Source organism: Ruegeria marisrubri (assembly GCF_001507595.1).
GTDB lineage: Bacteria > Pseudomonadota > Alphaproteobacteria > Rhodobacterales > Rhodobacteraceae > Ruegeria > Ruegeria marisrubri.
In genome coordinates this window covers 1-24,354 of record NZ_LQBQ01000034.1, presented here as the reverse complement: position 1 = coordinate 24,354, position 24,354 = coordinate 1, and the positions used below count along the sequence as shown (strand labels likewise).

Genomic DNA, 24,354 nt, shown 5'->3' with positions numbered 1-24,354 from the left:
TGCCTCGCCGAAGGGTCAGTTGGCCGTGCCGAAACCGTGCATCCGGCGTGCCCATTGATAGGCGATGATTACGCCCTTCAGCCTGGGCAGAAGGTAAAGCGAGAGTGCAAGACAGCCAATAGCAAAGATGGCAAACAGGGTCAGAGGCTCGGGGCGAAACTGCACGAAGGCAACATGCATCGACGGCGCCATCAAGTGACCCACGAGCAGGATGGTCAAATAGGCCGGACCGTCATCGGCACGATGGTGAAACAGCTCCTGCCCGCAATTCGAGCAGGTGTCATTCACCTTGAGATAGCTGTGCAGCAGCTTGCCCTTGCCGCAATTGGGGCATCTGCAGCGAAAGCCCTTGGTCACGGCGGGCCAAGTTGGGCGCTCCTCTTGCCCGGTCGTCTCGATGGTCTGATCGCTCATGATGCCCTCGTACTGGTATGCCAGCCATTCCTGCGCCTTTCGAAACCGGGGCGAAAGGTGCCAAAACGTCCGTGCGTCGGGATGCCGCAAAAATAGGCGTTTTGGAGTCAGATTCAACGAAATCCTCGCAAATGGAAAAAACGGAAAAGTTGCGACGGAAAGTTTGCCGGTGCCCGTTTGAAGCACATGGTCGGCAGCATGGTGTTGCCGGACAACAAGGGAAAACCGATATGAAACACACTGGCTTTATTTCGGCGGTCGTGCTGGCGGCGATTGCGGTGACTGCAACGCCGACCTTTGCGATGGGACCTCGCAGCGGAAATCCCGTAACCTTCGAGGAACTGGATGCGGACGGAAACGGCGAGGTGAGCAAGGCGGAAATGGAAGCCCACCGCACGGCGCGTTTCGACAAGGCCGACACTGACGGTGACGGAAAGCTGAGCGTTGACGAGATTCAGACGGCCGCGCAGGAACGTGCAAAGCAGATGGCCTCGGCGATGTTCGAGCGACGCGATGCCAACCAGGACGGGTTCCTGACGGAAGACGAGTTGCCGAAGCCGCAGCGGCAAGGCAAGATGTTTGATCGCATCGATGCGGATGGAAATGGCTCCATCTCGGCCGAGGAATTCGCCAATGTGCAGGACCGGATGGAAAAGCACCGCAAGAAACGCGGTCATGGCTGGTTCGACAAGAACTGACGCGGGATGGAGGATTTGACCTCCATACCATCCCCGGCCCGCGGCGGTTCTGCCGTCGCGGGCGAGGTCAGCGACGACGCGTTGCTGGTCCTGTTCGCCAATGGTGACCAGGCGGCGGCGCGGGATCTGACCAGCAGGTTGGGGCCGCGCTGCTATTCCGTCGCGATGCGCATGCTGGGCAACCCGGCCGAAGCCGAGGATGTGGCGCAGGAGGCAATGATGCGGTTGTGGCGCATCGCTCCTGACTGGCGCTCCGGGCAGGCCAAGGTCTCAACCTGGCTGTACCGGGTCACGTTGAACCTGTGCATGGACATCAAGCGCAGGAAGCCGCACGCGGCGCTGGACGCCGTCCCGGAACCAAGGGATCAGGCGATGACGGCACCGGAACGTATGCAGGAAGAGGCCAGGGTCGACGCGTTGCAATCGGCTTTGATGCAGTTGCCCGACCGCCAGAGGCAGGCTGTGGTGCTGCGCCATATCGAGGAACTGTCCAACCCCGAAATCGCCGGGATCATGGGCATCAGTGTGGAAGCGGTCGAAAGTCTGACCGCCCGGGGGAAACGGGCGTTGGCCAAGGCTCTGGCGGGCCGGCGCGAAGAACTGGGATATGACGATGGTTGATCACGACACCGAACTGGACGAACTGTTTGCAGTCGCGCGTCGGCAGCGAGACCACCTGCCGGAGGGCCTGGCCGGGCGGATGATGGCTGACGCCGCACAAGTGCACTCCGAGCAGTCCTTGCCGGAGCAGCCGCGTCAGCGTCCTGTCTGGCTTCAGGTGTTCGATTTCCTTGGCGGCTGGCGCGGCGTGGGCGGGCTGGCGACGGCTTGCGCGGCAGGAATATGGATTGGGCTGGCCCCGCCCAGCTTCCTGCCTGATCCGCTGGACCTGCTGTTGCAGCAGGACGAGACCGAGTTGATTTCGGACCTGACCCTGTCCGAACTGTATATGGAGTAAGGGCTTATGAGCGACGAAAAACCCAAAAAGCGCAGATGGGTGCCGATATTGCTGGGGGTTTCTCTGGCCCTGAATCTTGTCGTGGTCGGCGTGATCGTCGGAGCCGCGCTACGGTTTCATGGTGGCGAGCGCGTGAGGCACACGCCGGGGTTCGGGCCCGTTCTGTATCGCGCCCTGCCCGAAGAAGACCGACAGGCACTGCGATCCCGTTTGCACCGGGAACACGGTGAGGGCTCCAAGGAACACGAGGAGGATTTCAGGGCGTTGACCGAGGCCTTGCGGGCGGTTCCATTCGACGCAGGTTCCGTGCAGGCCCTGATCGACCAACAGGCCGACGAGAGGGCTGCCGCGCATCTGGCTTTGAACCGGGCATGGCTGGACCGCGTCAGCCGGATGACCGACGACGAGCGCCGCGAATATGCCGACAGGATTGAAGAGGTGATCGAGCGCGGTAAACACCGCAAACGATACCGGGACCATTGAGGGTCAAGCTGCGCTTGGCAGAAGTTCTACCCGGTTTCGCCCCGCAGCCTTGGCCGAATAAAGTGCCTTGTCGGCTTGCTCGATCAATGTCTGGATCTCAGCCCCCCGCGACCGCCGCGGCGGCGTGCAGTTGTCGCATATTTTCAGACCGATGCTCATCGTGACCGCGACGGTTCGATCCTGCCCAGGCAACGGAAAGCCATGGCTGGAAATCTCGTTGCAAAGGCGATCTGCGACCGACAGGGCTCGGCCACGGTCGGTGCGGGGAAGAGCAATCAGAAACTCTTCGCCCCCGATCCGGGCCAACAGATCCTGCGGCCGAAGCGCGGCCTGCAAACGCCGGGCGGTTTCGATGAGAACGCTGTCGCCGGCGACATGGCCATAGAGGTCATTGACACGCTTGAAGTGATCCAGATCTCCAAGCATCAGGGCGAAGCTGGTTCCGCTGTCCTGAGCTGTCCGGACGATTTGTTGCAGCGCTGGCAGGGCATAGTGGCGGTTGTGAAGCCCCGTCAACGAGTCTGTCACAGCGGCCAACAACCCATTGCGTACGGACGCACGCATACGATCATGCCGGACCTTTCTGGCGATCTGGTTTTCCAGGCGCAAAGCCAGTTCCTTGGGGCAGAAAGCGCCCATCATGACTGCATCGGCCCCCAAATCGAATGCTGCGGTGGCAAGGTGCGTGGTTTCATGGTCCAGCAAGGCGATCAACACGGCGTGCCGGGTGGTGTTTCGGGCGCGAAGGTCTGCGATCAGATCAAGTTCCGTGCCAGAAGGCCTCAGTTCGACGACGACCGCGTCGGGGGCAGGATTGGAAAGCACCGCCTGCATATCGTTGAACCTGCGGTCGATCACCCGGTGCCGTGTCCGCGGCTGTAGTGCTGTGCGCCAGGATGTCCCGGTTTCGATCCCATGCGTGAGCAGCGCAATCATGGCCGGGGGAGCAAGGGCCGGTGCAGGCGTTGAACCTTCGGCGAAACCAAGCGGCTGCGACCCGCCCTGCAGGGGCAATGCCTCTGAACCGGAACGCGTCCGAAGGAAGTTTCGAATGCGTGCCAGCAGCAGGGTGTCGTTGTAGGGCTTCACCAGAACGTCATCCACCCCGGCAGCAAGCGCGCGCAGACGCGCAGCCTTGTCGTTGCGCGGCGCGATGGCCAGGACCGGCACATCGGCAAGCGCCTCGTCTTGCTGCAACAGGTTTTTCACGTCCATTGCCGTGCCGTCGGGCAGTGTCATGGCGGTCAGCACGAGGTCCGGGCGGGTATGCCGAAGCAGAGGTTTCAGCCCCTCTAACCGCTCGCCCTGCGCGACGTGATACCAGGCTGCCGACAATTGCACCTTCAGCATGATGCGGTTTGTCGACACTCCGTCGAGGACAAGTATCGTTCCCTGCACCGGTCCGGCCCTTCGCAGTTGTTTCCAACCATTGACCAAGTGTTTATGACTTGGGTTAACAAACCCTTGCTGAAACCCGATTCAGGAGACGTCATGGCGATTTCCACCGAAGCCGCGGAGACGCTGGCGCTGCAGGCCCTGACGTGGCTGGTTGCGAATGACGAGTTGCTGCCGGTTTTTCTGGGCTCGACCGGCGCATCCGAGGCGGATTTGCGGATCCGGGCCGAGGATGCCGAGTTCCTGGCCTCCGTTCTGGATTTCCTGATGCTTGACGATGACTGGGTGGTGGCGTTTTGTGATGCCTGTGCGGTTCCCTACGACCTCCCTCAACAGGCGCGCGCCATGTTGCCGGGAGGGGACGAGATGCACTGGACCTAGAGTTGCCCGCGGCAAGCCGGAGATATTTCATGAACATAGAGGCCCTTTTGTTCGACAAGGATGGCACGCTGTTTGATTTCGCGGCCACCTGGGGCGCGTTCGGGCGGTCTTTCCTGATCCGAATCGCCGACAACGATGCCGAACGCGCCGCCTATCTGGGTGGGTTGATCGGGTTCGACATCGAGACAGGTCGTTACGCCGCTGACAGCGTGGTGATCGCCGGTACACCGGGAGAGATTGCCGATGCGCTGTCAGAAGAGTTCCCGAATGTGGCGCTCGCGGAAATGGTCGCATTGATCAACGAGGAATCAGCGCGCGCCCCACAGGTGCCGGCGGTTCCCCTGGTTCCGTTCTTTGACGGTTTGAGGGAAAAGGGGCTCAAGCTGGGTGTCGCCACCAATGACGGTGAGGCCCCCGCGCAATCTCATCTGGCCTCGGTCGGCATTCGCGAGCATTTCGATTTCATCGCTGGGTTCGACAGCGGCCACGGGGCCAAGCCGGGGCCGGGGCAACTGTTGGCCTTTGCGGATCACGTCGGCGTCGCGCCGATGCGCGTCGCGATGGTGGGCGACAGCACCCATGACCTCGAGGCGGGGCGGGCTGCGGGAATGACGACGATTGGCGTTCTGACGGGTCTGGCAGACGTGGAAGAGCTCTCGCCTCTGGCCGATGTCGTGCTGCCGAATATCGGCCATATTCCCGGCTGGTTGGCTGCCTGACGCTCAGTTCCCTCGGATTCGGCGGTTTGCTGGCGAAAAGCGACACACGCTGTCGCAGACAGAGCGGCCATTCTCGCCTGCTTTGGGCCTTGCTTGTCGGGAAACAAGCAAAAGAGGACCGTCATGGCCGATAGTGCGACCCGTAGACGCCGTGGTGGCGGCCGCGCAGGTGCCGCTGCTCGTCGAGGCGCTGCCGTCATCGAGCAGATGCCCTGGAATCCCCCGATCAATATCGACAGGCCGACAGAGCCGCTGGACCAGGAGGGGGTCGAGGCCATTCATGACGGCGCCATGCGCATTCTGGAAGAGATTGGCGTCGCCTTCTACAACGAAGAGGCGCTGGGCATCTTGCGCGAGGCGGGCTGCACCATCGAAGGCGAGAACGTGCGCATGGGCCGCGATTTCGTGATGGAGATGGTGGGCAAGGCGCCCAGCCGATTCACGATCACTCCGCGCAACCCGGAGCGGACCATCGAGATCGGCGGCAAGACGATGCTGTTCGGCAACGTGTCGTCGCCGCCGAACTACTGGGATCTCGAAATCGGCAAGAAGGTGCCCGGCAATCGCGAGATGTGCCGGAACCTGCTGAAGCTGACCCAATACTTCAACTGCATCCATTTCGCGGGCGGATACCCGGTAGAGCCGGTCGACATCCATGCCAGCATCCGGCATCTGGACGTGCTCTATGACAAGCTGACTCTGACGGACAAGGCGATGCACGCCTACTCGCTGGGCAAGGAGCGGGTCGAGGATGTGATGGAGATGGTCCGTATCGCCGGAGGGCTGAGCCGCGAGGAATTCGAGGCGTCGCCCCGGATGTATACCAACATCAACTCGACCTCTCCGCTGAAGCACGACCATCCGATGATCGACGGCTGTCTGCGGCTTGCGCGGCGGGGGCAGGCGATTGTTGTTACGCCCTTTACGCTTGCCGGTGCGATGGCACCGGTGACCATGGCCGGGGCGGTGGCGCAATCGCTGGCCGAGGCGCTGTGTGCCATTGCGCTCTTCCAATATGTGAGGCCGGGCATACCCTGCGTCATCGGTACCTTTACCTCGAACGTGGACATGAAATCCGGTGCGCCCGCTTTCGGAACGCCGGAATACATGCGCTCGACGCAGATGACGGGGCAGATGGCCCGGTTCTACGGGCTGCCGATGCGCTCGTCGGGTGTGTGCGCGGCCAACGTGCCGGACGGGCAAGCCATGTGGGAGACGTCGAACTCGCTCTGGGCCGCCGTGCAGTCGGGCACCAACATGGTCTATCATGCGGCGGGCTGGCTTGAGGGCGGACTGATCGCAAGCCCCGAGAAGTTCATCATGGACTGCGAGTTGCTGCAGCAGATCCAACGCTACATGCAACCGGAAATCTCGGCCACCGGCCCGGACGAAATCGCGCTGGACGCGATCAGGGCCGTAGGCAATGACGGGCACTTCTTTGGGATCGAGCACACGCAGAAGCGCTATTCGACAGCGTTCTATCAGCCGTTTCTGAGCGACTGGAAGAACTATGAAGGGTGGGAAGCCGCTGGCGGCATCTGGACTGCCGAGCGCGCGCATCACATGTTCAAGGAAATCATCGGCAGTTTCGAAGCGCCCCCCATGGATGACGCTGTCAGAGAGGAGTTGGCCGAATTTGTCGAACGCCGGAAATCCGAGGGCGGGGCGCCGACCGATTTCTGACGGTTGGTCGCCGGTGTTCCTGCGCAAGGCTTGATCTCGCAAGGCAGCGAGAGGCGGCCAGCACCGGCCGCCTATTTCTCGACGTTTGAAAGCAATAGAATTTGTTGGTCTTTTGTTAAGTTTCGACAGTGAAAATGTGTATGGGTTTGAGGGGAACTCCATGCACGGGCTGATCAACAGGGCTATCCAATCCTTTGTTTGCGCCACCTACGGGCGACCTCTATGGCTCCGGGTGGTGGAGTCGGCCGAATTGGGCTTCACCGAGTTCGAGGCAATGCTGGTCTATGATCGCGAAACCTGTCTGCGGGCGGTTGAGGCGCTTTGTTCCGAACTCGGCCGCAGCCGCAACGAAGTGCTTGAGGACATGGGGACCTATCTGGTGTCACACCCAAACATGGAAGGGCTGCGCCGTCTGCTGCGTTTCGGGGGTTCCAGCTATGTCGAGTTTCTGCATTCGCTCGATGATCTTGCCGACCGGGCCCGGTTGGCGGTTTCCGATCTGAATTTACCCGGGCTGGAGTTGCACGAGCATTCCCCCTCGGAATTTACACTGGTCTGCGAACCGGGCTTGCCCGGGTTTGCCAGCGTCCTGGTAGGCGTGTTGCGAGCGATGGCGGACGATTACGGCGCCTTGGTAATGCTGGCGCATGAAGGCCAAAGGGAGCAGACCGAACTGATCTCAATAAAGCTTGTGGAAAGCGCCTTTTCTCAAGGCCGGCATTTCGATCTCGGGGGGCGGACGTGACGTTGAGGACCAGCGATCTGACGCAACTGTTGGCACGGCTCTGTCCCATGTTCGTCCTGTTGGACGAGGCCGGTCGAATTTGCAGGGTGGGGGACACCCTGCAAAAACTGCGCCCCATGCAGGATATGCAAGGGCTGTTCTTTCAGGATCTGTTCGAGCTGCTTCGTCCGCACGGGCTGACAACGATGTCAGAGCTTCTGGCTTCGGCCGACGCGAAGCTCCGGCTGCGTTTCCGGGACGAGCCGAGAACGGCCCTCAAGGGCGTGGTCGCGCCCTTGCCGCGCGGACAGGGGGCAGTTGTGAACCTTTCTTTCGGCATTTCGATATTGGATGCGGTGCGTGACTATGCCCTGACCAGTGCGGATTTCTCCGGCACGGATCTCGCGATCGAATTGCTCTATCTGGTCGAGGCGAAATCGGCGGCGATGGAGGCGTCCTGCTCGCTCAATCAGCGATTGCAGGGCGCAATGCTTGCTGCTGAGGAACAGGCCTATACCGACATGCTGACGGGCTTGGGAAACCGCAGAGCCATGGATCATTTGTTGGGCCATCTCGTGGCTTCCGGAACGCCATTCGCCTTGATGCATCTGGATCTGGATTTCTTCAAATCGGTCAACGACCGGTTGGGCCATGCTGCCGGTGATGTCGTGTTGCAGCATTCCGCGCACATCATGCGCGAAGCGACACGCGGAGACGACATTGTCGCTCGGATAGGCGGCGACGAATTCGTCTTGCTCGTCAAACATCTACAGGACAGGGCTCAGCTGGGGGGGATGGCCGCGCGGCTGATCGAACGGCTGCAACAGCCGATCCCGTTTGAAAAAGAATTCTGCCAGATTTCGGCAAGCATCGGCATCGCCTTGTCGTCCCAGTTCGCCGATCCTCAACCGAACGAGATCCTTCGCGCGGCCGATGAAGCCCTATATGCGGCCAAACGCGCTGGCCGCGCCAAGCATCGCTTTTTCGACGCAAGTGGCGAACGGGAAACTGACGTCTCACGCACATGTCAGCATGAAACGGGGGCAACAGGGCCTCACGCCCCGCCCCGGATGGAGCCTGACCAACTCTCTTGACCTTGTATCGGCGCAGGTGGCCGGATCCGCCGATATGCGAATGACTGTCGGGTCTTTTCGAACTTTCGTGCTATATTCCTTTCATACGGCCATTCTGGGTCCGGCCGGATTTCGGACCCGGGAAACAGAGAGGTATTCCAAATGGTTGCAAAGAACCTCTGCACGACCTTGGTCGCGGCCAGCCTGTTTCTTGCCCCGGCGGCGAGAACGGCCGCTGACGAAGCCGCTGCATTTATCGGTGGGGCGCTTCTGGGGGGACTGGTGGTCAATGAAGTGCACAAGAACAAGCAGCGCAAGCAACAGACCACGCGGCAGTCGACTTCCAGATCAACGGGCTATTCCAGTGCGCAGCGCCAGCAGAACCGCGAGGTACAGACGGCGCTGAACTACTTCGGCTACAATGTCGGGGTCGTGGATGGCAAGCTGGGCCGAATGAGCCGGGCCGGGATTTCCCGCTATCAGGCCGACATGGGGTATCCCGCTGACGGGTATCTTGACGACCACGAGCGGAGCTTTTTGCTGACCTCATATCAACGCGCTCTGGCGAGCGCCCATGTCCCGCCCTACAACCAGATCGTTGCGACGCAGGGTCAGGCCGGGCTGTTGCGCACCTATCGCAACGAACAGCTGGGGATCGCGACGCCCCAGACGGGGCAACCCCAAGGGCAGTTGGCGGCCTTGCCGCAAAACGATCAGCAAAGCACGACCGCACGCGCCGATACCGGCGGACAGCTCCCGTCCTTCGCCTTCGCCCCGGCGGGAAAGTCCGCCAATGATCTGTGCAATGACACGAATGTCCTGACGGTTTCGAATGGCGGCCCGGTTCTGGCCTCGGCGATGACCAACCCGAGTTTGGCGCTGAACGAGCAGTTCTGTCAGGCTAGGGCTCAGGCGATCGCGGATGCAAACCGCCTTGAGGAAACGGTGCCCGACATGACCGCGCCGCAGATCGAAGAGCAGTGCGAACAGTTGAACACGGCCCTTGCGCCTTACGTCAGCGGCATCGACACGACGGCTGCCCAAGACGTGATTTCGGCGACCTCTGCTTTCCTGACCCAATCGGGTCATTCGATGGACCAGCTGGTCTCGGGGGGGCAGATCTGTCTGGGCGTCGGCTATCGGACAGATAATGGCCCGATGGCGCTGGCCTCGGCGGTTCTTCTGACCGCTGCCGGGCGACAGGGATATGGCGAGATGGTCGGCCACCAGTTGCGGGAAGGCGTGGGCACGGCAAAGGCGACCGGCGGACAAGATGCGGAATGGATGCGCATCGCACTGGAAGCTGCGCAAAGTGGCAAGACGGTACTGAACCAAACACCGGAACGCCTTGCGGTGCTGAACGCCGCGATGACTCAGGGTGGTGCAAAGACCGGCTTGCCGGTGTTTCAGACTTCGACCGGGAACTGAGCCAGGAGCGATTGACCGATAGGTTTCCGGGTATTCGACGGAAACCGACCCTTGTGATCGGTTTCCGCTGAAACGGTCAGAGTGACCGGGTGGACGAAGGTGCTTTTCGGACCCGTTCGGAAAAATGCTCCGAGAGCCGTTTTCCGATGTGGTCGGCAATGCCCGGCAGGTTCCCGAGAACCGGCAGAACGTGCCCGGAAAACCCTGCGGCCGCCAATGCACTTGGGACGTCCTCCAGAGCGTGCCCGCCCTCGCAGGCGAAGAACGGCAGGCAGAGCGATTGCGCTCTGCTGCCCCGGGCGGCGTCGGTGATCGTCGGATCCTCTTCGACAAAACCGATGCGAATGCTTGCGAATTCAAGCAACTTGCCGACGGCGTCGGCAAACGCTCGGGCAGAGGCTGCCGGTATCCGGCTGCGCCCCGAGCCGTGAGCCGCCAGGACGAGATCGGTTTCCGCGACGGCCCATCCCAGGTTGTCTGCATGGGCCTTCAACTCGTCGGCGACCAAGGCCGGAAGGGCGGGATCGATGCCCAAAGGGTCCAGAATCCGAAAGCCGGGAACACGTTTGGGCAGCGCCGATGTCACGAATGGGCTGTTGGCCATGAACAACGGGTAAATCACCGTGTCCGGGGGCAGGCCGTCCAGCACGGTTTCCAGCCGTTTGGGGGCGGCGAGAGTGGCGGAGTGCATGGTTACGCCGCCCGCAGTTGCGCCAACGCGCTGGGCATAGTTTCGCAATGCGGCCTCGGCCGGCTCAGGGTCCGAGGGTTGCCCGTGGGCGACGATCACGGCGTGCGGCATTGCTGGCTCCTTTTCGTGGCTCGCAGGAAACGTGGTTCGCGGAACGGTAAAGTCAAATGCCCGGGGGGTAAATCCGGCGGCTAGCCCAGAATTGCCAGCCAGATCCAGACGGTGAAGATCGAAGCGCCGGTGGCAATAAGCACCGACGACGCGGCGACCCTCTTGGCGCGTCCGTAGATGTTGGCGAATATGTAGGCGTTGAAACCGGGCGCCATGGCCGCATTCAGCACGCCCGAGCGGAACAGGTCCTGCGGCAGCGAAAGGGACTTTCCGAACAGCCAGACCAGCGACGGGTGCAGCAGGAGCGATACCGCGCAGACAAAGGCAATGGTGCGCAGATCGCCTTCGGGGCGATACTGGACCAGCACGCCACCCAGCGCGAAAAGCGCGCCGGGAAGGGCGGCCCGGGTGATCAGGCCAAGCGCGTCATCCACCACCCCGGGCACGACCAGCCCGGACAGGTTGACCACGAATCCCAGGGCGATACCGAGGATCAGGGCATTCTTGAACATGGCGGCCAGCACCGACCGGATCATGCGCCGGCGGCTGCCGCCGCGATTGCGGATGATTTCCATCACGGTGATGCCAACGCCGTAACAGAAGGGCGAGTGGAAGGCGATGATGGCGTAGTTGCCGGTCAAATTGTCGGCTCCATAGGCGCGCTCGGTAATGGGCAGGCCCAGCAGGACCGAGTTGGAGAACAGGCAGCAGAACCCGATGGCCACGCAATCTTCCCAGTCACGTTTGAAGATGTACCGTGCCCCGCCCATGCCGGCGGCAAAACAGAGGGCTGCCCCGGTATAGAAGCTCGCAAGCAATCGCGGGTCGAAGCTGCTTTCCAGGTCAAGATTGGCGATGGCGCGGAAAAGAAGGCAGGGAATAGCGAAGCTCTGGGTGAACCGCATCAGGCCGTCGATGTGGTCGGTGCGGAAATAACCGGCGCGCGTGGCCGTATAGCCCGCTGCGATCACCAGAAATACCGGAAGAATGACGTCGATCAGGCTCTGGAACATGACCGGCGCCGCCTTTGGTCAGGCCGGGATGCCCGGCGCGGGGATATCTTTGGCGGGCCGAACAGGGCGCCGCCTAGATCGGATAGCTGATCACCATGCCATCATAGGCAGGGGTGACGTGATCAGGGGTTTCCGCCTCGACCGTCGCATAATCGAGATCAATATGCATGTTGGTCAGGACCGCACGTTTGGGCTGTACCCGCTCGATCCATTCCAGCGACTTTTCCAGATGCGCGTGGGTGGGATGCGGGCTGCGGCGCAGGGCATCGAGAACCCAAATGTCGAGCCCCTTCAGCTCGGCCCAGGCCTCGTCATACATTTCGACCACGTCGGGCATGTAGACCAGATTGTGGATGCGAAACCCCAGCGAGTCGATCGAGCCGTGGCTGACCCGTATCGGGCGGAACGGGATCGGTCCGCCGGGGCCGTCGATTTCGAACGGACCGTCGATGGTCCGCAGATCAAGGATCGGCGGGTAGGGAGAGCCCTCGGGCTGCACGAAGGCATACCCGAAACGGCTGAGCAGCGCGTTCTGCGTGTCGCCATCGGCCCAGACCGGGACGCGCGTACGCATGTTGAAGACGATCATGCGCAGGTCGTCGATGCCGTGCACATGGTCGGCATGGGAATGGGTATAGACCACCCCGTCAAGTCGGCCGGTGCCAGTGTCCAGCAGCTGGCTGCGCATGTCCGGCGTGGTGTCGATCAGAACGCTGGTCGTGCCGTCCGGCCCGTCCCGTTCCACCAGAAGCGAACAACGCCTCCGGATGTTCCTGGGGTTTTCGGGGTCGCAGTCGCCCCAATGCCCGCCCAGACGGGGAACGCCGCCCGACGAACCGCAGCCGAGTATGGTGAAGCGCATCTGACCCGTCATGCGGCATCCCTGTAGGCAGCGGCCTTGGTAAAGAGCCGGTTGAAATTGGCCTGGGTCTGCGCGGCAAAGTCGGCGTAGTCCATGCCAAAGATCTCGGCGCCCTTCCGGGCTGTGTGGGCGGTGAAGGCGGGTTCGTTCCGCTTTCCCCGATGCGGCGGGGGGGCGAGATAGGGTGCGTCGGTTTCCACCAGAATTCGGTCAACGGGCGCAGCGGCGAAGATATCGCGCAATTCCTGGCTCTTGGGGAAGGCTGCAATACCCGACATCGACAGGTAGAAGCCCAGATCCAAGGCCGCTTTCGCCAGTTCAGCCGAAGACGAGAAGCAGTGCATCACGCAGCTATAGGGCGCGTTGCGGTGCTCCACGGCCAGAATCCTCGCCATGTCGTCATCGGCGGCGCGGGAATGGATGATCAGCGGCAGCCCGGTGCGCTGGGCGGCCTCGACATGGATGCGCAGCGATTGCTTTTGCGCCTCGGCGCTGTCGGCCGTGTAGTAGTAGTCCAGCCCGCTTTCGCCAATGCCTACGAATTTCGGGTGGCGCGACAGGGCGACCAGTTCATCAACGGTTGCCATCGGCTCTTCGGCCGCGCTCATTGGATGGGTGCCGGCGGCATAGAAAACCGGGGTATGCGCTTCGGCGATGGCCCGGACCGCAGGTTCGTTCCGCAGGCGGGTGCAGATCGTGACCATCCGGGTCACGCCGGCCTCGGCCGCGCGCGCCACGATCTGGTCCAGTTGCCCTTCGAAATCCGGAAAGTCGAGGTGGCAATGGCTGTCTGTGATTTCCGGGGTGATCGTGCTGTCGCTCATCTGCTCTGACCGGCGGTTTGCTGCATCTTGAACACCGTATCTAGGACCAGCGCCGCAGGGTCAAGGTTCACCGCCTGCCCGTGGCGGGCGCGGGCCGTGATCGTGGCCGCGGCTTCAGCCCAGAGCCGTCCCTGATGCGGGTTTGCGGACAGGCGCGCAAGCGTTTCCGCCTCGCCGGGTGCGGCTTCGGGTTGCGGAGGCCCACCTTTGGATCCGGTCAGGGCAAGGCGCGACAGGGCGATGTCCATCAGGGTCAGCAACATCTCGAAGCGTTCGGCGGCTCCCTTTTGCGCAGCCGCCTCGGCCAGCCGCAGGGCGCGCTGGCGGTCCAGCCGGGGCAGGGTGCCCAGAATGCCGATCAGTTCCGCATAGATTTCCAGACCGCCGAGGCTAATCAGGCGGATTGCATCGCCAACCGAGCCCGCGGCAAGCGCCGCCAGATGATCGGGATTTTCGGAAACCCCGACGCCACTTTGTTCCAGCGCCGATTGCATGTCTTTTGCGTTCAGAGGCGACAGGCGCAAGGTCCGGCAGCGTGAACGAATGGTGGGCAGAAGCCGCGAGGGCTGGTGCGAGATCAACAGAAGGGTCGTGCGTGCCGGCGGTTCCTCGAGCATCTTCAGCAGCGCATTTGCGGCGCTGACATTCATCTCGTCGGCGCAGTCCACGATGACCACGCGCCGGCCACCATCGGCCGCGGACAGGCCAAAGAAACGGCCCAGCTTGCGAATATCCTCAACAACGATCTCGTTGCGCAACTTGTCCTTGTCGTTCAGCGAGCGGGTGACCACCGCCAGACCGGGATCAGCCCCGGCAAGGATGCGGCGTGAAACCGGATTCTCGGGATCGACGTCCAGTGAGGCAGGGGGCGGGGGAGCCCCGAACAAGCCGTCTTCTTCGGCGGGGGGCGCGGCCAGAAGGAACCTCGCGATGCGCCAGGCCAAGGTCGCCTTGCCCACGCCGCGCGGGCCGGTCAGCAGCCATCCGTGGTGCAACCGGTCGGAGTTGTAGGCCGTCAGAAACGCCTGTTCTGCCGCGTCCTGCCCGAACAGGCGCAGGGTTTCGCGCGGGTGCGGGGCGCCCGGGACCTGATCCGGTGTGGGGTGTTCGTCGCTCATTCGTGCCTATCGCAATGCCTGCATCACGACATCTGTCACATCGGCAGCAACGCTGTCCATGTCCCGATTGCCATTGATGACCCGGAAGCGTTCCGGAAACTCCTTGGCCAACCCAAGGAACCCCTCCCGCATCCGGCGTTGCAGGTCCGGGCCAAAGTCCTCAAACCGCTCTTCGCTGCCCTGACGGCCCTTGGCGCGGGACAGTCCGGTTTCCGGATCCATGTCGATCAGCAAAGTCAGGTCCGGTTCGCGCTTGATCATCAGTTCGTGGAGTTGATCGACCAGCCCGCGAAGGTCTCCGCGCGACAGACCCTGATACATGCGCGTGCTGTCGGCAAATCGGTCGCAGATGACGATCTTTCCCGCGTCCAGCGCCGGTTGGATCGTCCGTTCCAGATGGTCCCGGCGTGCTGCCGTGAACAGCAGGATCTCGGTTTCGGCCGACCAGCGGTCCGGGTCGCCCTCGAGAACCAGTCGGCGTATTTCCTCGGCGCCGGGCGAGCCGCCGGGCTCGCGGGTCAGGACGACTTCACGCCCCTGCGTGCGGAGAAATTCGGCCAGCCGCCGCGCCTGAGTGGACTTGCCCGACCCATCAATTCCCTCGAACGTCAGAAACAGCCCGCCGCCTGTCACATCGCCTCCAGCGAGCCGTCGAGCAGATCGTTCAGCACGATGCCCGCAACCGTCATGATCCGGACGAAGAAACCGCCCTCTCTCACGTCTTCCGCAGCCACTAGTGGGCGTCGAATTTCCGGTAGGCCCTCGGGTTTGATGACAAGTTCGGCAAGCTGCTGGCCTGCCTTGACCGGAGCGTTGATCGGCCCTTGGTAGACGACTTCGGCCGGGGCGGTCTTGCCGCCGAGAACCGGGAACAAAAGCGTCAGGTCTTCGGCAGGCACAAGCCCTACCGATTGTTTCTCTCCCATCCAGATTTCGGCTTCGGCGATCGGGGTTCCGGCCGTGGCGACGGTTCTCTCGACAAAATTGCGAAAGGACCAGTTAACGACGGCCTCGGCCTCCTCTGCCCGCTGCGCGACGCTGTCGAGCCCGCTCAATACGAAGATCACGCGCCGATCACCTTGCTTGGCAGAGCCGACGAGGCCATAGCCGGCGTCCGAGGTGTGCCCGGTCTTGAGGCCATCAGCGCCAATGTCGAGCTTGAGCAACGGGTTGCGGTTGCGTGTGTTGGAGGGCGCGCGGCCGTCAAAGGCGAATTCCTCTTCGGCAAACAGGGGGTAATATTCCGGGAAATCCGTAATCAGCCGGTCTGCAAGGATCGCAAGATCATGCACCGACATCATGTGCCCGGCGGCAGGCCAGCCATTGGAATTCACGAAGTTCGAATTCTCCATGCCCAACTGCTTTGCCCGTTGCGTCATGTAACGGGCAAAGCCGGCTTCGGTTCCGTCGGGGCTGAGCGCCTCGGCGATGACCACACAGGCATCATTGCCGGAAAGCACGATGATGCCGCGCAGCAGGTCTTCGACGGTGACCCTGTCCTGGGTGTTGAGGAACATGGTCGAGCCACCATAGCTCATGGCGTGTTCCGACACCGGCAGTTTCTCGTTCAGATCCAGCCTGCCGTCGCGCAATGCCTCGAAGGCAACGTAGAGTGTCATGAGCTTGGACATCGACGCTGGCGGCAGCGGGGTGTCGGCTTCTTTGGCCAGCAGCACCGTTCCCGTCGTCTGGTCGAGCACGTAGGCCGCCCGGGCCGAGGTTTCGAATGCCTGCGCCGGAAGCGCCATGAGCGCAAGCACCAGTGCAAGAACGGCTGATCGCAGCGAAGCCAACATGGCAGTCTTCTCCTCAGTCCTTGACGATGTAGGCGTCGGTAAAGCCAAGGCTCTCGACCTGCGCCAGAATTTCATTGCGCTCGGCCCGGTTCTCTGCGGGGCCGACGACCACGCGCCAGACAGTCTTGTCGTTCTTCGAAACCGACCTCACCTCGGCGCTCAGACCGCCTCGGCGGACCTTCTCGGCTGCAACCTTGGCATTTTCCTCGACCTTGAAGGTTCCAATCTGAACGAAGGGTTTGGTGATCGAACGCCCCTCAGGCGGCTTGGACGAAGCCGCGGCCGCCTTTGATTTCGAAGGGGTTTCTGCCGCGTCGATGGCCGCAGCGGCCCCAGCGATCGGATCAAGCCTGGTTTCGGTGATCTCGCCGTCTTTCGGTTTTTTCTGCCACCATTTCCTTTTCTTGTTCGTCTGAGCGTTTTCCGAATTGGCCGTTTCGGTTGGCTTGTCCGACTTTTGGTCGGCTGCCGCCGGCTCCGTGGAGGTGGTGGTGGGCTCCTTTGGTTTTTCGGTCGTTTCGTTTTTCTTCTGGTCTGGCTTTTCGACTGGTTCTTCCGACTTTTCCGCGGCAGCCGGCTTGGCCTTCGGCGGCTCTTCGACCGTTTCCCGACGCAATGCGATAACGTGAAGCTGGGTTGGCGCCCCAGCCAGCATACCCAGTTTGGCTGCCGCATCCGACGACACCTGGACCTTGGGACCCGGAAGCGCCCGCTCCCGGCGGAAAAGGGCGCCGACCGTCGATTTGTCGTTGGTGGTGTTTACGATTTTTACCCTTTGAGGCTGCGTAACATCCGGATGCGCGACCCAAATGCCGCCCAAGGAGGGGCGCCCATCCCAAAGCCCTGCCTCCTTCGCCTCGAATACTTCGGGAGCTTCTACGTCCCGCTGCTTTGCCTTGCTGCTGGGCTTTGGTGATTGGGCCGCGCTCTGGTCGCCTGGCTGGGTCAATGAGGAGCCCGCTCCCTCCTCGCAAGCCGCCAATGCACCCATTGCCAATGCCAGAAGCGCAAGCCGAAACAGGCTCGTGCGTTTCTCGGTCACTCGCTTCATCTTTTCGTCCCTTGCCTGACTGCGGACCCGGTCGCCGGACCCGGCCGCTGGTTTGCCCACCTCGCCTGTGCGGGCCTCCAACGATCCTTCGCACGGATCATAACCCGCACGTCTGGCTATGGAAAGCCCACCGCCCCTGGCTCGGCGGGTTTTCCCTCTTTTGGCTTGCCTCTTGTTTCACTTGGCCTTAGACCCGGCCTGCGCCGGGGAGGTGGCAGAGTGGTCGAATGCGGCGGTCTTGAAAACCGTTGAACGTGAGAGCGTTCCCAGGGTTCGAATCCCTGTCTCCCCGCCACCCAGTCCCGTCTCACTCCAGTGATATTTTCTGTCCCGGATTTCTGGCGAGATTTCCGCAGGTTACCATACCCGTTTTCTATCAGAGACGATCTAGCAAGCACAACTAGGGCACGGTTCTGACGCCAGTCTCAGTTCCGTATTTTCGCGGGGTCGCTTTGGACAGATTTTCCCTGAAAACAGGGAGTTTACAGGGAATTTCGGCATTTTTGGCGGAAATTCCTGATTTCGCCTTTGTTATAATGGAGTGATATCAATGATTTACGCCCCAAATTCCCTAAGCTGTGGAACAGGGAATTTTTTCACGGTAACAGGGAAGTTCTGCGCCGGAACAGGGACGTCACACCGGGTATCAGGGAAGCCGGAATTTCGGAGAGTTTCAGAAGCCGACGATGCGCTCCTGCTCCGCCCAATCCAGCGGATGGGTGACGCTGACCAGGCGCTTGAGGGTGAGTTCCGGCGGCTGGCTGCCGTCGAGAATCGCGGCCTGGATCTTCGGCGACAGGAAGGCGAGTTGGGCGCGGGTGCGGATGTAGGAGGCGGGAACCTGTTCGCGGCGCGCGATGTCCCCGATCTGAACACCACTTTTCAGATCACGGACCCAGCCGTGGGCGCGGATCAGCATGGCGCGGAGATGCGGATCCGGGTGAGGCTGCACATCGCCGGCGATGATCTTGGCTTCGACGCCGCGGCGCCGCAGGTCGAAAGGCGCTTCGATTCTCAGCAGGTCCGGGTTCAGATCGTCTGGCGAATGGCCAAGCGCGCTTGCCAGGGCCGTGCCGTCCAGGTCGAGGCAGATCCGCCCGCGCTTGAGCGTGCCGGAGGCAAGCAGGCCGGCGCAGACCCGACCCCCGGTATCACGGAGCTGGGTGGCCAGCTCTGCGACCGCGGACTTGATTGCAGATGCGGACCCGGCCTCGGGGCGCGCGAGGATCCGGTGCGATGCGGATGCCTCCTGCAGATGTGTGATCACGATGTTGATGACCGCCGTCTCCAATGCTGGTCCTGACAATCGCCAACCGGTGGGATCCGTGCCCCCGGAGATCAGCCTGTTGGAGACGTAGTAGCGTAGCCGTCGGCCCTTGCGGGTGGTGTGGGTCGGGGTGAGCCGGTCGCCGGTGTCATCCCGCAGCTTGCCGGTCAGCCAGGCGCCGGGGTCCGTCCCTCTGGATGGCATGTCGGGTGAGGGTTGCGCGCGGGACCGTTGTGAGGCTTGCCGCATCCTCTCCTGCACCCGCTCCCACAGGTCCTCGCCGATGATCGCCGGGTGCTGGCCGGGCCAGACCTTGTCCTTGTGGCGGATCCTGCCGCGATAGACCGGGTTGCGCAGCAGGTAGTAGATCTGGCCGCGCGACAGCGGGCGATTGCCCCTGACGGTGCCGTCAGCACGGACAACCCGCTTCGAGCGCAACCCCTCCGCAGCGGCCCGCTCGACCACCCGGCGCAGGCAGCCAAAGTCTGCATAGAGGTCGAAGAGGCGTTGGACGGTGCTGGCCTCGTCCTCGTTTACCACCAGCGTGCGGGCCTTGGGATCCGGGTGGCGGTCATAGCCCAGGGGCAAGTTGCCGCCCATCCAGAGACCTTTCTTCTTGGAGGCGGCGATCTTGTCGCGGATGCGCTCGGCTGTGACCTCGCGTTCGAACTGGGCAAAGGACAGCAGCACGTTCAGGGTCAGTCGGCCCATGGATGACGAGGTGTTGAAGGCCTGCGTCACCGAGACGAAGGAGCAGTTTGCCCGTTCCAGCCATTCGACCAGCTTGGCGAAGTCGGTGAGTGAGCGGGTCAGCCGGTCGATCTTGTAGACCACCACCATGTCGATGCGCCCGGCATCGATCTCTTCCAGAAGCCGCTGCAGGCCGGGTCGTTCCAGCGTGCCGCCGGAGATGCCGCCATCGTCGTATCGCTGCGGCAGCAGCGACCATCCCTCGTGACGCTGGCTGGCGACATAGGCGGCGCAGGCCTCATGTTGCGCGTCGAGCGAGTTGAAGTCCTGGTCCAGCCCGTCATCGGAGGACTTGCGGGTGTAGATGGCGCAGCGGATCTTGCGACGCGGGCTCATCTGGCGGCCTTTCCGATGAGACCGAAGAAACGGGGCCCGGACCAGTGCGCCCCGGTGATCTCGCGGGCGATGGCCGAAAGCGAGCGGTAGGCGTGACCGTTCCAGGCAAAGCCGTCCTCGATGACATCGACAACGTGGGTCACCCCGTTCCATTCGCGCAGCAGGCGCCCACCGGGTTTGAGGGCCGGGGGCGTAGGCCGCGGCTTTTGGTCCGCCCCCTTGTCCAACTTGGCCGTCACCTTCCGGGACAACCCGCCGTGACGGCGGGACTGCAGTTCGAAGGCGATGAAGCGCCTCAGGAAGGGCTGGCTCAGCATGGCCGGGGCAGGGCAGTCGAACAGCTGCTGCCAGAGCAACAGCAGGTCGCACCTGTCCATTGCCTCCAGATCGGCGATTTCGACTGGCATGGTCACGCCCCGCCGTCCATATCTGCAACGAGGTGGTAGGTGGCCGGCGCGCCCGGTTTGTCCGATGCGCGGCGTTCGATCGTTGCGCCTTTCTTGCGCAACATGCTGAGTGCGGCCCGGGCCGAGTGTTGCTGCCAGCCGGTGGTCTTGCAGATGTCCGCGAGGCTGGCACCTGTGGGGCGGCGAAGCAGGGCTTGCACCCTGTCGGTCTTGGTGTGTTTGGTTTTGGGCATGTCTGGTCTCCTCGTGTTCAAGGGGGGGCGGGATGCCGTGCCCCGGTACCGAGGTGAGCCCGAACATGTCGGGCGTGGGACCAGTGATGCGTGGTTCGCGCCGGTAGTCCAGCCTGAATCCGCTGGCGTTGACGAAGAATCGCAGGTGTCGTAACGCACGGGAAATAAACAAAAAACTTGCTTCTTGCTAGCTGGGTGGCTATCTTCGGGGTGCCTCACGCTGGACCTTCATATCCTGCCAGAAGCACTCACCGGGCCCGAACGCCCAAAGGGAGCATCGAAAGAGGCAATTCGCCGGATCGTTCGGTCCGGGGAGTTGCTGTTCATGCTCTCTCCGACTTCTCCGATGCGATCCATTCTGACACCTGCCGCATCAGCGGCACTAGCGAGTGGAGGCGCGCATGCGTACCCAATCCCAACCCCGCGATGCTGCGGCATCGACCACCCCCGTCTGGATGGCCGAAAAGGTCCTGCAGACGTCGATCGCAGACCTCAAGCCTTACGCCAACAACAACCGCGTTCACACGGCGAAGAACATCGAGAGGCTGAAGGCGTCTGTCGCCCGGTTCGGCTTCGTCACCCCGATCCTGGTCGATGGTGAGGGCGTGATCATTGCCGGTCATGGCCGGTTCGAGGCAGCGAAGGCGCTGGGGCTGAACACGGTGCCGACCGTGGTTGCCGACCATCTCAGCCCGCCCGAGGTGCGCGCGCTGCGCATCGCCGACAACAAGCTGGCCGAGCTGTCGGATTGGAACCAGGCGGCACTGCAGATCGAGTTCGCCGAGTTGATGGACCTGAGCCTGGATGGCGAACTGGACTTCACCCTCGACATCACTGGTTTCGAGGTGCCGGAGATCGACATCCTCATCGAAGGGGCAGGTGATACGGATGCTGGTCAGCCGGAAACCGCTAAAGAGCTGGACCGGGCACAAGCCGCCATCACCCGTCCGGGCGACATCTGGCTGCTCGGGGATCACCGCATCCTCTGCGGCAATGCGCTGGAAGCGGACAGCTATGCCGCCGTGCTGGATGGTGATGTGCCGCGCATGGTCTTCACCGATCCGCCCTACAATGTTCCGGTACAGGGGCATGTGCGCTTGGGCAAGGATGGCAGCCACCGCGAGTTCGCCATGGCCTCGGGCGAGATGACCGACACCGAGTTCCGAGGCTTTCTCCAGACTTTCCTGACCCATGTCGTGGCCAATCTGCCTGCGGGCGGCATCGCCATGGTCTGCATGGACTGGCGCCATATCGAGGACCTGATTGCCATGGGCAAGGCCTGCGGTCTCGACCTGATCAACCTCTGCGTCTGGAACAAGACCAACGGCGGCATGGGCAGCCTCTACCGGTCCAAGCATGAGTTGATCTGCATCTTCAAGAAGCCGGGTGCGCCGCACATCAACAACGTGGAGTTGGGCAAGCACGGCCGCAACCGCACCAATGTCTGGGACTATGCAGGCGTGAACAGCTTCGGCAAGGGGCGCGAGGCCGATTTGGCAGATCACCCCACGGTCAAGCCGACGGCGCTGGTGGCGGACGCGATCATGGATGTCAGTCATCGCGGCGACGTGGTGCTCGATGCCTTCGGCGGGTCCGGCGCCACGCTGCTGGCAGCCGAGAAGACCGGGCGTCGGGCCCGGCTGATCGAGTTGGACCCGACTTATGTCGATGTCGCCATCCGTCGCTGGCAGGAGATGACGGGGGAACAGGTCGTGCACGCGGTCACCGGCGAGACCTTTGACGGCCGGGCTGCAGAGGCAAACGCCGTCGTTAAAAAGGAGGTCCGCCATGTCTGATGACGAAAAGGACTACGAGGTGGGATATGGCAAGCCGCCGAAACACACGCGGTTCAAGAAAGGCCAGTCAGGCAATCCGAAAGGGCGACCGAAAGGTGCCAGGGGGTTGAGTGCCAGCCTCAAGCGTGAGCTTGAATCGAAAATCACGGTCCGCGAGGGCAATCGCGAGGTCCGGATCACCAAGGCGGAAGCCATGGCCAAGCGGCTGGCGGCCAGTGCCTTGAAGGGAGATTCGAAGGCGCTGTTGGCCTTTCTGAAGCTTGATGCGGACCTGTTTGGCGACAGCGAGGCTCACGATACTGAGGCTGGTCTCTCGGGCAGGCCCGAGCCGGTAGACTATGACATCCTCCGGGATTTCTTCTCCTCCCCGCAGGCGGGGCAAGAGGATGTCGAGGACCAGGAGGATGACGATGACGGCACCTGATCCGCGCATGGTTCGGCAGGCCGCCATCAATCTCTGCCGGGACAACTTCTTCCCGTTCGTGTGGAAGGTGTTCGACACCCTCCATCACGGGCCCAATGGCACGTTCGAGCCGGCTTGGCATGTGCGCGCGATGTGTCATGCGCTCGACAACGTGCGAACCGGTGAGTACCACCGGCTGGTCATCAACATTCCGCCCCGCTGCCTGAAATCCGTCACCGTTGCGGTCGCCTACGTGGCCTTTCTGCTGGGACACCATCCGGGCGCCAAGATCATCGTGGCCAGCTACGGGCTCGACCTCGCCCGCAAACACTCGGACGATTGCCGGCGGGTCATGGCGTCGCGCTGGTACCGCGAGATGTTCCCCGGGACTCGGCTGGCGAAGAAGGGCAATACCGTGGAAGAAATCCGCACCACCGCGGGCGGCAGCCGCAAGGCGGTGTCCATCGGCAGTTCGGTGACCGGTCACGGCGCCGACTACATCATCATCGATGATCTCCTGAAGGCCGGCGACGCCAATTCCGAGGCGGAGCTGATCCGGGCGCAGGAGTTCATCGAAGGCACGTTGCTGTCGCGCTTCGACAATCCGGCGGCGGGCAGGGTGGTGATGATCGCCCAGCGGTTGCACGAGATGGACCCGCCGGGATACCTCCTCGACAAGGGCACCTACCGGCACTTGAACCTGCCGGCCATCGCGGAGGAGAACGAGGTCATTCCAATCGGGCACGGGCAAGTGCATCGGCGCAAGCCCGGGGATCTTCTGTTCCCGGCGAAACTCGACCGGGCGACACTCGATCGCATGCGCCGTGAAATGGGGTCCGCGGTCTTCAACTGCCAATACCAGCAGAACCCGATCGCACCGGACGGCTCGGTGCTTCGCTGGGAGTGGTTTGGAACCTATGACGAGGTTCTCCCACGGAACCAGTACCACTTGGTTGTCCAGAGTTGGGATACCGGGACTTCGGCTGACCCGCGGTCGGACTATTCCGTTTGCACGACCTGGGGGTTCCTGCCGCCGCATTGGCATCTGCTCGATCTCTGGCGCGGGCAATTGGACTACCCCGAACTGAAAGCTAAGGTGCTGGCCTTGGTTGAGCAATGGGATCCCGAGAAGGTTCTGATCGAGGATGCCGCGACCGGCCGGCCGTTGTTCCAGGAGTTGTTCCAGGACGACAAGCGCTACGTCCGCTTGCCCCCTGACAAGGACAAGGAAATCCGCTTCAACGCCGCCTGCGCGCCAGTGGAGGAAGGAAAGGTCCTCCTGCCAACCGAGGCGCCTTGGCTGGCAACTTTTAAGCGCGAGCTGCAGTCCTTCTCGCGTGGCCGGAACGACGACCAGGTCGACAGCTTCAGCCAGTTCCTAAACTGGTCAAAGGGTAACGGCTTCTATCGCGCCCTCGGTCGGGAGCACCCGGTCAACGTCGCGCGGCGTGAACTGAACCGAACACGCGTGAGGCGGCGGTAACACCGCCGTCTCGGGCTGTTGGGCTGGTTCGAAGAACAGTGAATGCGGGCAAACCAACCCGTTGCCTGCTGCCTTGCGGCGTAGCGCGCGAAGGGCGGACTCCAGACATTCACTGCGGGTGCGTCCCGATCGATGCAGAATGGCGTGAGTGGACAATCAGATTGCGTCAAATCCTCAGAATCTACTGTACTGCCGCATGGCGGCTCCGAACCCAATCCGGAAGCGCTAATTTTCGCTGCGATGGTGAAGTTCCTCAT

26 protein-coding genes and 1 tRNA gene are annotated in these 24,354 nt (G+C 62.4%); 14 read left to right on the top strand and 13 right to left on the bottom strand.

Going from position 1 to position 24,354, the window contains the following annotated elements; all coding sequences use genetic code 11:
* Positions 1 to 15 precede the first annotated feature (15 nt).
* A complete protein-coding gene (locus AVO45_RS12665) occupies positions 16 to 414 on the bottom strand; it encodes a DUF983 domain-containing protein (protein WP_068348039.1) in 399 nt (132 codons plus the stop codon).
* Positions 415 to 545: 131 nt separating this feature from the next.
* Here AVO45_RS12665 and AVO45_RS12660 point away from each other — a divergent pair, with 131 nt between their 5' ends.
* Genes AVO45_RS12660 through AVO45_RS12645 form a run of 4 tightly spaced genes read left to right on the top strand, consistent with a single transcriptional unit; the run spans position 546 to position 2,553 of the window.
* A complete protein-coding gene (locus AVO45_RS12660; RefSeq protein ID WP_240482135.1) occupies positions 546 to 1,112 on the top strand; it encodes an EF-hand domain-containing protein in 567 nt (188 codons plus the stop codon).
* Positions 1,113 to 1,118: 6 nt separating this feature from the next.
* Positions 1,119 to 1,733: an RNA polymerase sigma factor gene (locus AVO45_RS12655; RefSeq protein ID WP_068347491.1), complete on the top strand. Its 615-nt coding sequence runs from the start codon at positions 1,119 to 1,121 to the stop codon at positions 1,731 to 1,733.
* Positions 1,726 to 2,070: a hypothetical protein gene (locus AVO45_RS12650; protein ID WP_157770162.1), complete on the top strand. Its 345-nt coding sequence runs from the start codon at positions 1,726 to 1,728 to the stop codon at positions 2,068 to 2,070. Before AVO45_RS12655 ends, AVO45_RS12650 begins: the two co-directional genes overlap by 8 nt.
* 6 nt (positions 2,071 to 2,076) lie before the next feature.
* Positions 2,077 to 2,553 (top strand): periplasmic heavy metal sensor, encoded by a 477-nt coding sequence (locus AVO45_RS12645; protein WP_068347488.1) that lies wholly within the window; start codon positions 2,077 to 2,079, stop codon positions 2,551 to 2,553.
* A 3-nt stretch (positions 2,554 to 2,556) separates the two neighbouring features.
* Here the strand turns inward: AVO45_RS12645 and AVO45_RS12640 are convergent, their stop codons facing one another.
* Positions 2,557 to 3,951, bottom strand: coding sequence for a diguanylate cyclase (locus tag AVO45_RS12640; protein WP_082688789.1), 1,395 nt, complete (start codon positions 3,949 to 3,951; stop codon positions 2,557 to 2,559).
* Positions 3,952 to 4,044: 93 nt separating this feature from the next.
* On the opposite strand from AVO45_RS12640, the gene AVO45_RS12635 reads away from it, so the two are divergent.
* The 6 genes from AVO45_RS12635 to AVO45_RS12610 all read left to right on the top strand — a co-directional run bounded on the left by AVO45_RS12635 (position 4,045) and on the right by AVO45_RS12610 (position 9,956).
* Positions 4,045 to 4,329, top strand: coding sequence for a DUF3572 domain-containing protein (locus AVO45_RS12635; RefSeq protein ID WP_068347486.1), 285 nt, complete (start codon positions 4,045 to 4,047; stop codon positions 4,327 to 4,329).
* Between the two features lie 29 nt (positions 4,330 to 4,358).
* Positions 4,359 to 5,048 carry an HAD family hydrolase gene (locus AVO45_RS12630; RefSeq protein WP_068347484.1) on the top strand — a complete coding sequence of 230 codons (690 nt, stop codon included), beginning with the start codon at positions 4,359 to 4,361 and terminating at the stop codon, positions 5,046 to 5,048.
* Positions 5,049 to 5,171: 123 nt separating this feature from the next.
* Positions 5,172 to 6,731, top strand: a complete 1,560-nt coding sequence (locus tag AVO45_RS12625; protein ID WP_068347482.1) for a trimethylamine methyltransferase family protein — start codon at positions 5,172 to 5,174, stop codon at positions 6,729 to 6,731.
* Between the two features lie 160 nt (positions 6,732 to 6,891).
* On the top strand, positions 6,892 to 7,476 hold the full coding sequence (locus AVO45_RS12620; RefSeq protein ID WP_068347481.1) for a heme NO-binding domain-containing protein: 585 nt from the start codon (positions 6,892 to 6,894) through the stop codon (positions 7,474 to 7,476).
* A gap of 47 nt (positions 7,477 to 7,523) precedes the next feature.
* The gene (locus tag AVO45_RS12615) at positions 7,524 to 8,549 is read left to right on the top strand and encodes a GGDEF domain-containing protein (RefSeq protein WP_068347480.1); all 1,026 of its coding nucleotides are present in this window, start codon (positions 7,524 to 7,526) and stop codon (positions 8,547 to 8,549) included.
* Between the two features lie 141 nt (positions 8,550 to 8,690).
* Positions 8,691 to 9,956, top strand: coding sequence for a peptidoglycan-binding domain-containing protein (locus AVO45_RS12610; protein WP_068347479.1), 1,266 nt, complete (start codon positions 8,691 to 8,693; stop codon positions 9,954 to 9,956).
* A 76-nt stretch (positions 9,957 to 10,032) separates the two neighbouring features.
* Here AVO45_RS12610 and AVO45_RS12605 read toward each other — a convergent pair whose 3' ends face one another.
* The 8 genes from AVO45_RS12605 to AVO45_RS12570 form a co-directional block, all read right to left on the bottom strand.
* Positions 10,033 to 10,758, bottom strand: coding sequence for a sirohydrochlorin chelatase (locus AVO45_RS12605; protein WP_068347478.1), 726 nt, complete (start codon positions 10,756 to 10,758; stop codon positions 10,033 to 10,035).
* 80 nt (positions 10,759 to 10,838) lie between these two features.
* Positions 10,839 to 11,771, bottom strand: coding sequence for an AEC family transporter (locus AVO45_RS12600; RefSeq protein ID WP_068347477.1), 933 nt, complete (start codon positions 11,769 to 11,771; stop codon positions 10,839 to 10,841).
* Positions 11,772 to 11,844: 73 nt separating this feature from the next.
* The gene (locus tag AVO45_RS12595; RefSeq protein ID WP_068347476.1) at positions 11,845 to 12,645 is read right to left on the bottom strand and encodes an MBL fold metallo-hydrolase; all 801 of its coding nucleotides are present in this window, start codon (positions 12,643 to 12,645) and stop codon (positions 11,845 to 11,847) included.
* Entirely contained in the window at positions 12,642 to 13,457 is an 816-nt protein-coding gene (locus AVO45_RS12590) for a TatD family hydrolase (protein WP_068347474.1), read from the bottom strand. The genes AVO45_RS12595 and AVO45_RS12590 overlap by 4 nt, the downstream gene beginning before the upstream one ends.
* Positions 13,454 to 14,575: a DNA polymerase III subunit delta' gene (locus AVO45_RS12585; RefSeq protein ID WP_068347472.1), complete on the bottom strand. Its 1,122-nt coding sequence runs from the start codon at positions 14,573 to 14,575 to the stop codon at positions 13,454 to 13,456. Before AVO45_RS12585 ends, AVO45_RS12590 begins: the two co-directional genes overlap by 4 nt.
* Before the next feature lie 6 nt (positions 14,576 to 14,581).
* On the bottom strand, positions 14,582 to 15,208 hold the full coding sequence (gene tmk / locus AVO45_RS12580; protein WP_068347470.1) for a dTMP kinase: 627 nt from the start codon (positions 15,206 to 15,208) through the stop codon (positions 14,582 to 14,584).
* Entirely contained in the window at positions 15,205 to 16,371 is a 1,167-nt protein-coding gene (locus AVO45_RS12575; protein ID WP_068347468.1) for a D-alanyl-D-alanine carboxypeptidase family protein, read from the bottom strand. The genes tmk and AVO45_RS12575 overlap by 4 nt, the downstream gene beginning before the upstream one ends.
* Before the next feature lie 13 nt (positions 16,372 to 16,384).
* Positions 16,385 to 17,422 (bottom strand): SPOR domain-containing protein, encoded by a 1,038-nt coding sequence (locus AVO45_RS12570; protein ID WP_082688809.1) that lies wholly within the window; start codon positions 17,420 to 17,422, stop codon positions 16,385 to 16,387.
* Positions 17,423 to 17,627: 205 nt separating this feature from the next.
* On the opposite strand from AVO45_RS12570, the gene AVO45_RS12565 reads away from it, so the two are divergent.
* Positions 17,628 to 17,717: transfer RNA gene (locus tag AVO45_RS12565), tRNA-Ser, on the top strand.
* A 378-nt stretch (positions 17,718 to 18,095) separates the two neighbouring features.
* On the opposite strand, the gene AVO45_RS12560 is transcribed toward AVO45_RS12565, so the two are convergent.
* From AVO45_RS12560 to AVO45_RS12550, 3 genes are read right to left on the bottom strand one after another with little or no spacing between them, the layout of a single operon-like run.
* Positions 18,096 to 19,775: a recombinase family protein gene (locus AVO45_RS12560; protein ID WP_068347464.1), complete on the bottom strand. Its 1,680-nt coding sequence runs from the start codon at positions 19,773 to 19,775 to the stop codon at positions 18,096 to 18,098.
* Positions 19,772 to 20,182, bottom strand: a complete 411-nt coding sequence (locus tag AVO45_RS12555) for a DUF2924 domain-containing protein (RefSeq protein ID WP_082688788.1) — start codon at positions 20,180 to 20,182, stop codon at positions 19,772 to 19,774. Before AVO45_RS12555 ends, AVO45_RS12560 begins: the two co-directional genes overlap by 4 nt.
* A 2-nt stretch (positions 20,183 to 20,184) precedes the next feature.
* Positions 20,185 to 20,415: a DUF3489 domain-containing protein gene (locus tag AVO45_RS12550; RefSeq protein ID WP_068347462.1), complete on the bottom strand. Its 231-nt coding sequence runs from the start codon at positions 20,413 to 20,415 to the stop codon at positions 20,185 to 20,187.
* A gap of 401 nt (positions 20,416 to 20,816) precedes the next feature.
* On the opposite strand from AVO45_RS12550, the gene AVO45_RS12545 reads away from it, so the two are divergent.
* Genes AVO45_RS12545 through terL form a run of 3 tightly spaced genes read left to right on the top strand, consistent with a single transcriptional unit; the run spans position 20,817 to position 24,097 of the window.
* Positions 20,817 to 22,211 carry a site-specific DNA-methyltransferase gene (locus tag AVO45_RS12545; RefSeq protein ID WP_240482134.1) on the top strand — a complete coding sequence of 465 codons (1,395 nt, stop codon included), beginning with the start codon at positions 20,817 to 20,819 and terminating at the stop codon, positions 22,209 to 22,211.
* Positions 22,204 to 22,635: a DUF5681 domain-containing protein gene (locus tag AVO45_RS12540; protein WP_068347460.1), complete on the top strand. Its 432-nt coding sequence runs from the start codon at positions 22,204 to 22,206 to the stop codon at positions 22,633 to 22,635. The genes AVO45_RS12545 and AVO45_RS12540 overlap by 8 nt, the downstream gene beginning before the upstream one ends.
* The gene (terL, locus tag AVO45_RS12535) at positions 22,622 to 24,097 is read left to right on the top strand and encodes a phage terminase large subunit (RefSeq protein WP_068347459.1); all 1,476 of its coding nucleotides are present in this window, start codon (positions 22,622 to 22,624) and stop codon (positions 24,095 to 24,097) included. Before AVO45_RS12540 ends, terL begins: the two co-directional genes overlap by 14 nt.
* The last annotated feature ends 257 nt before the right edge of the window (positions 24,098 to 24,354 follow it).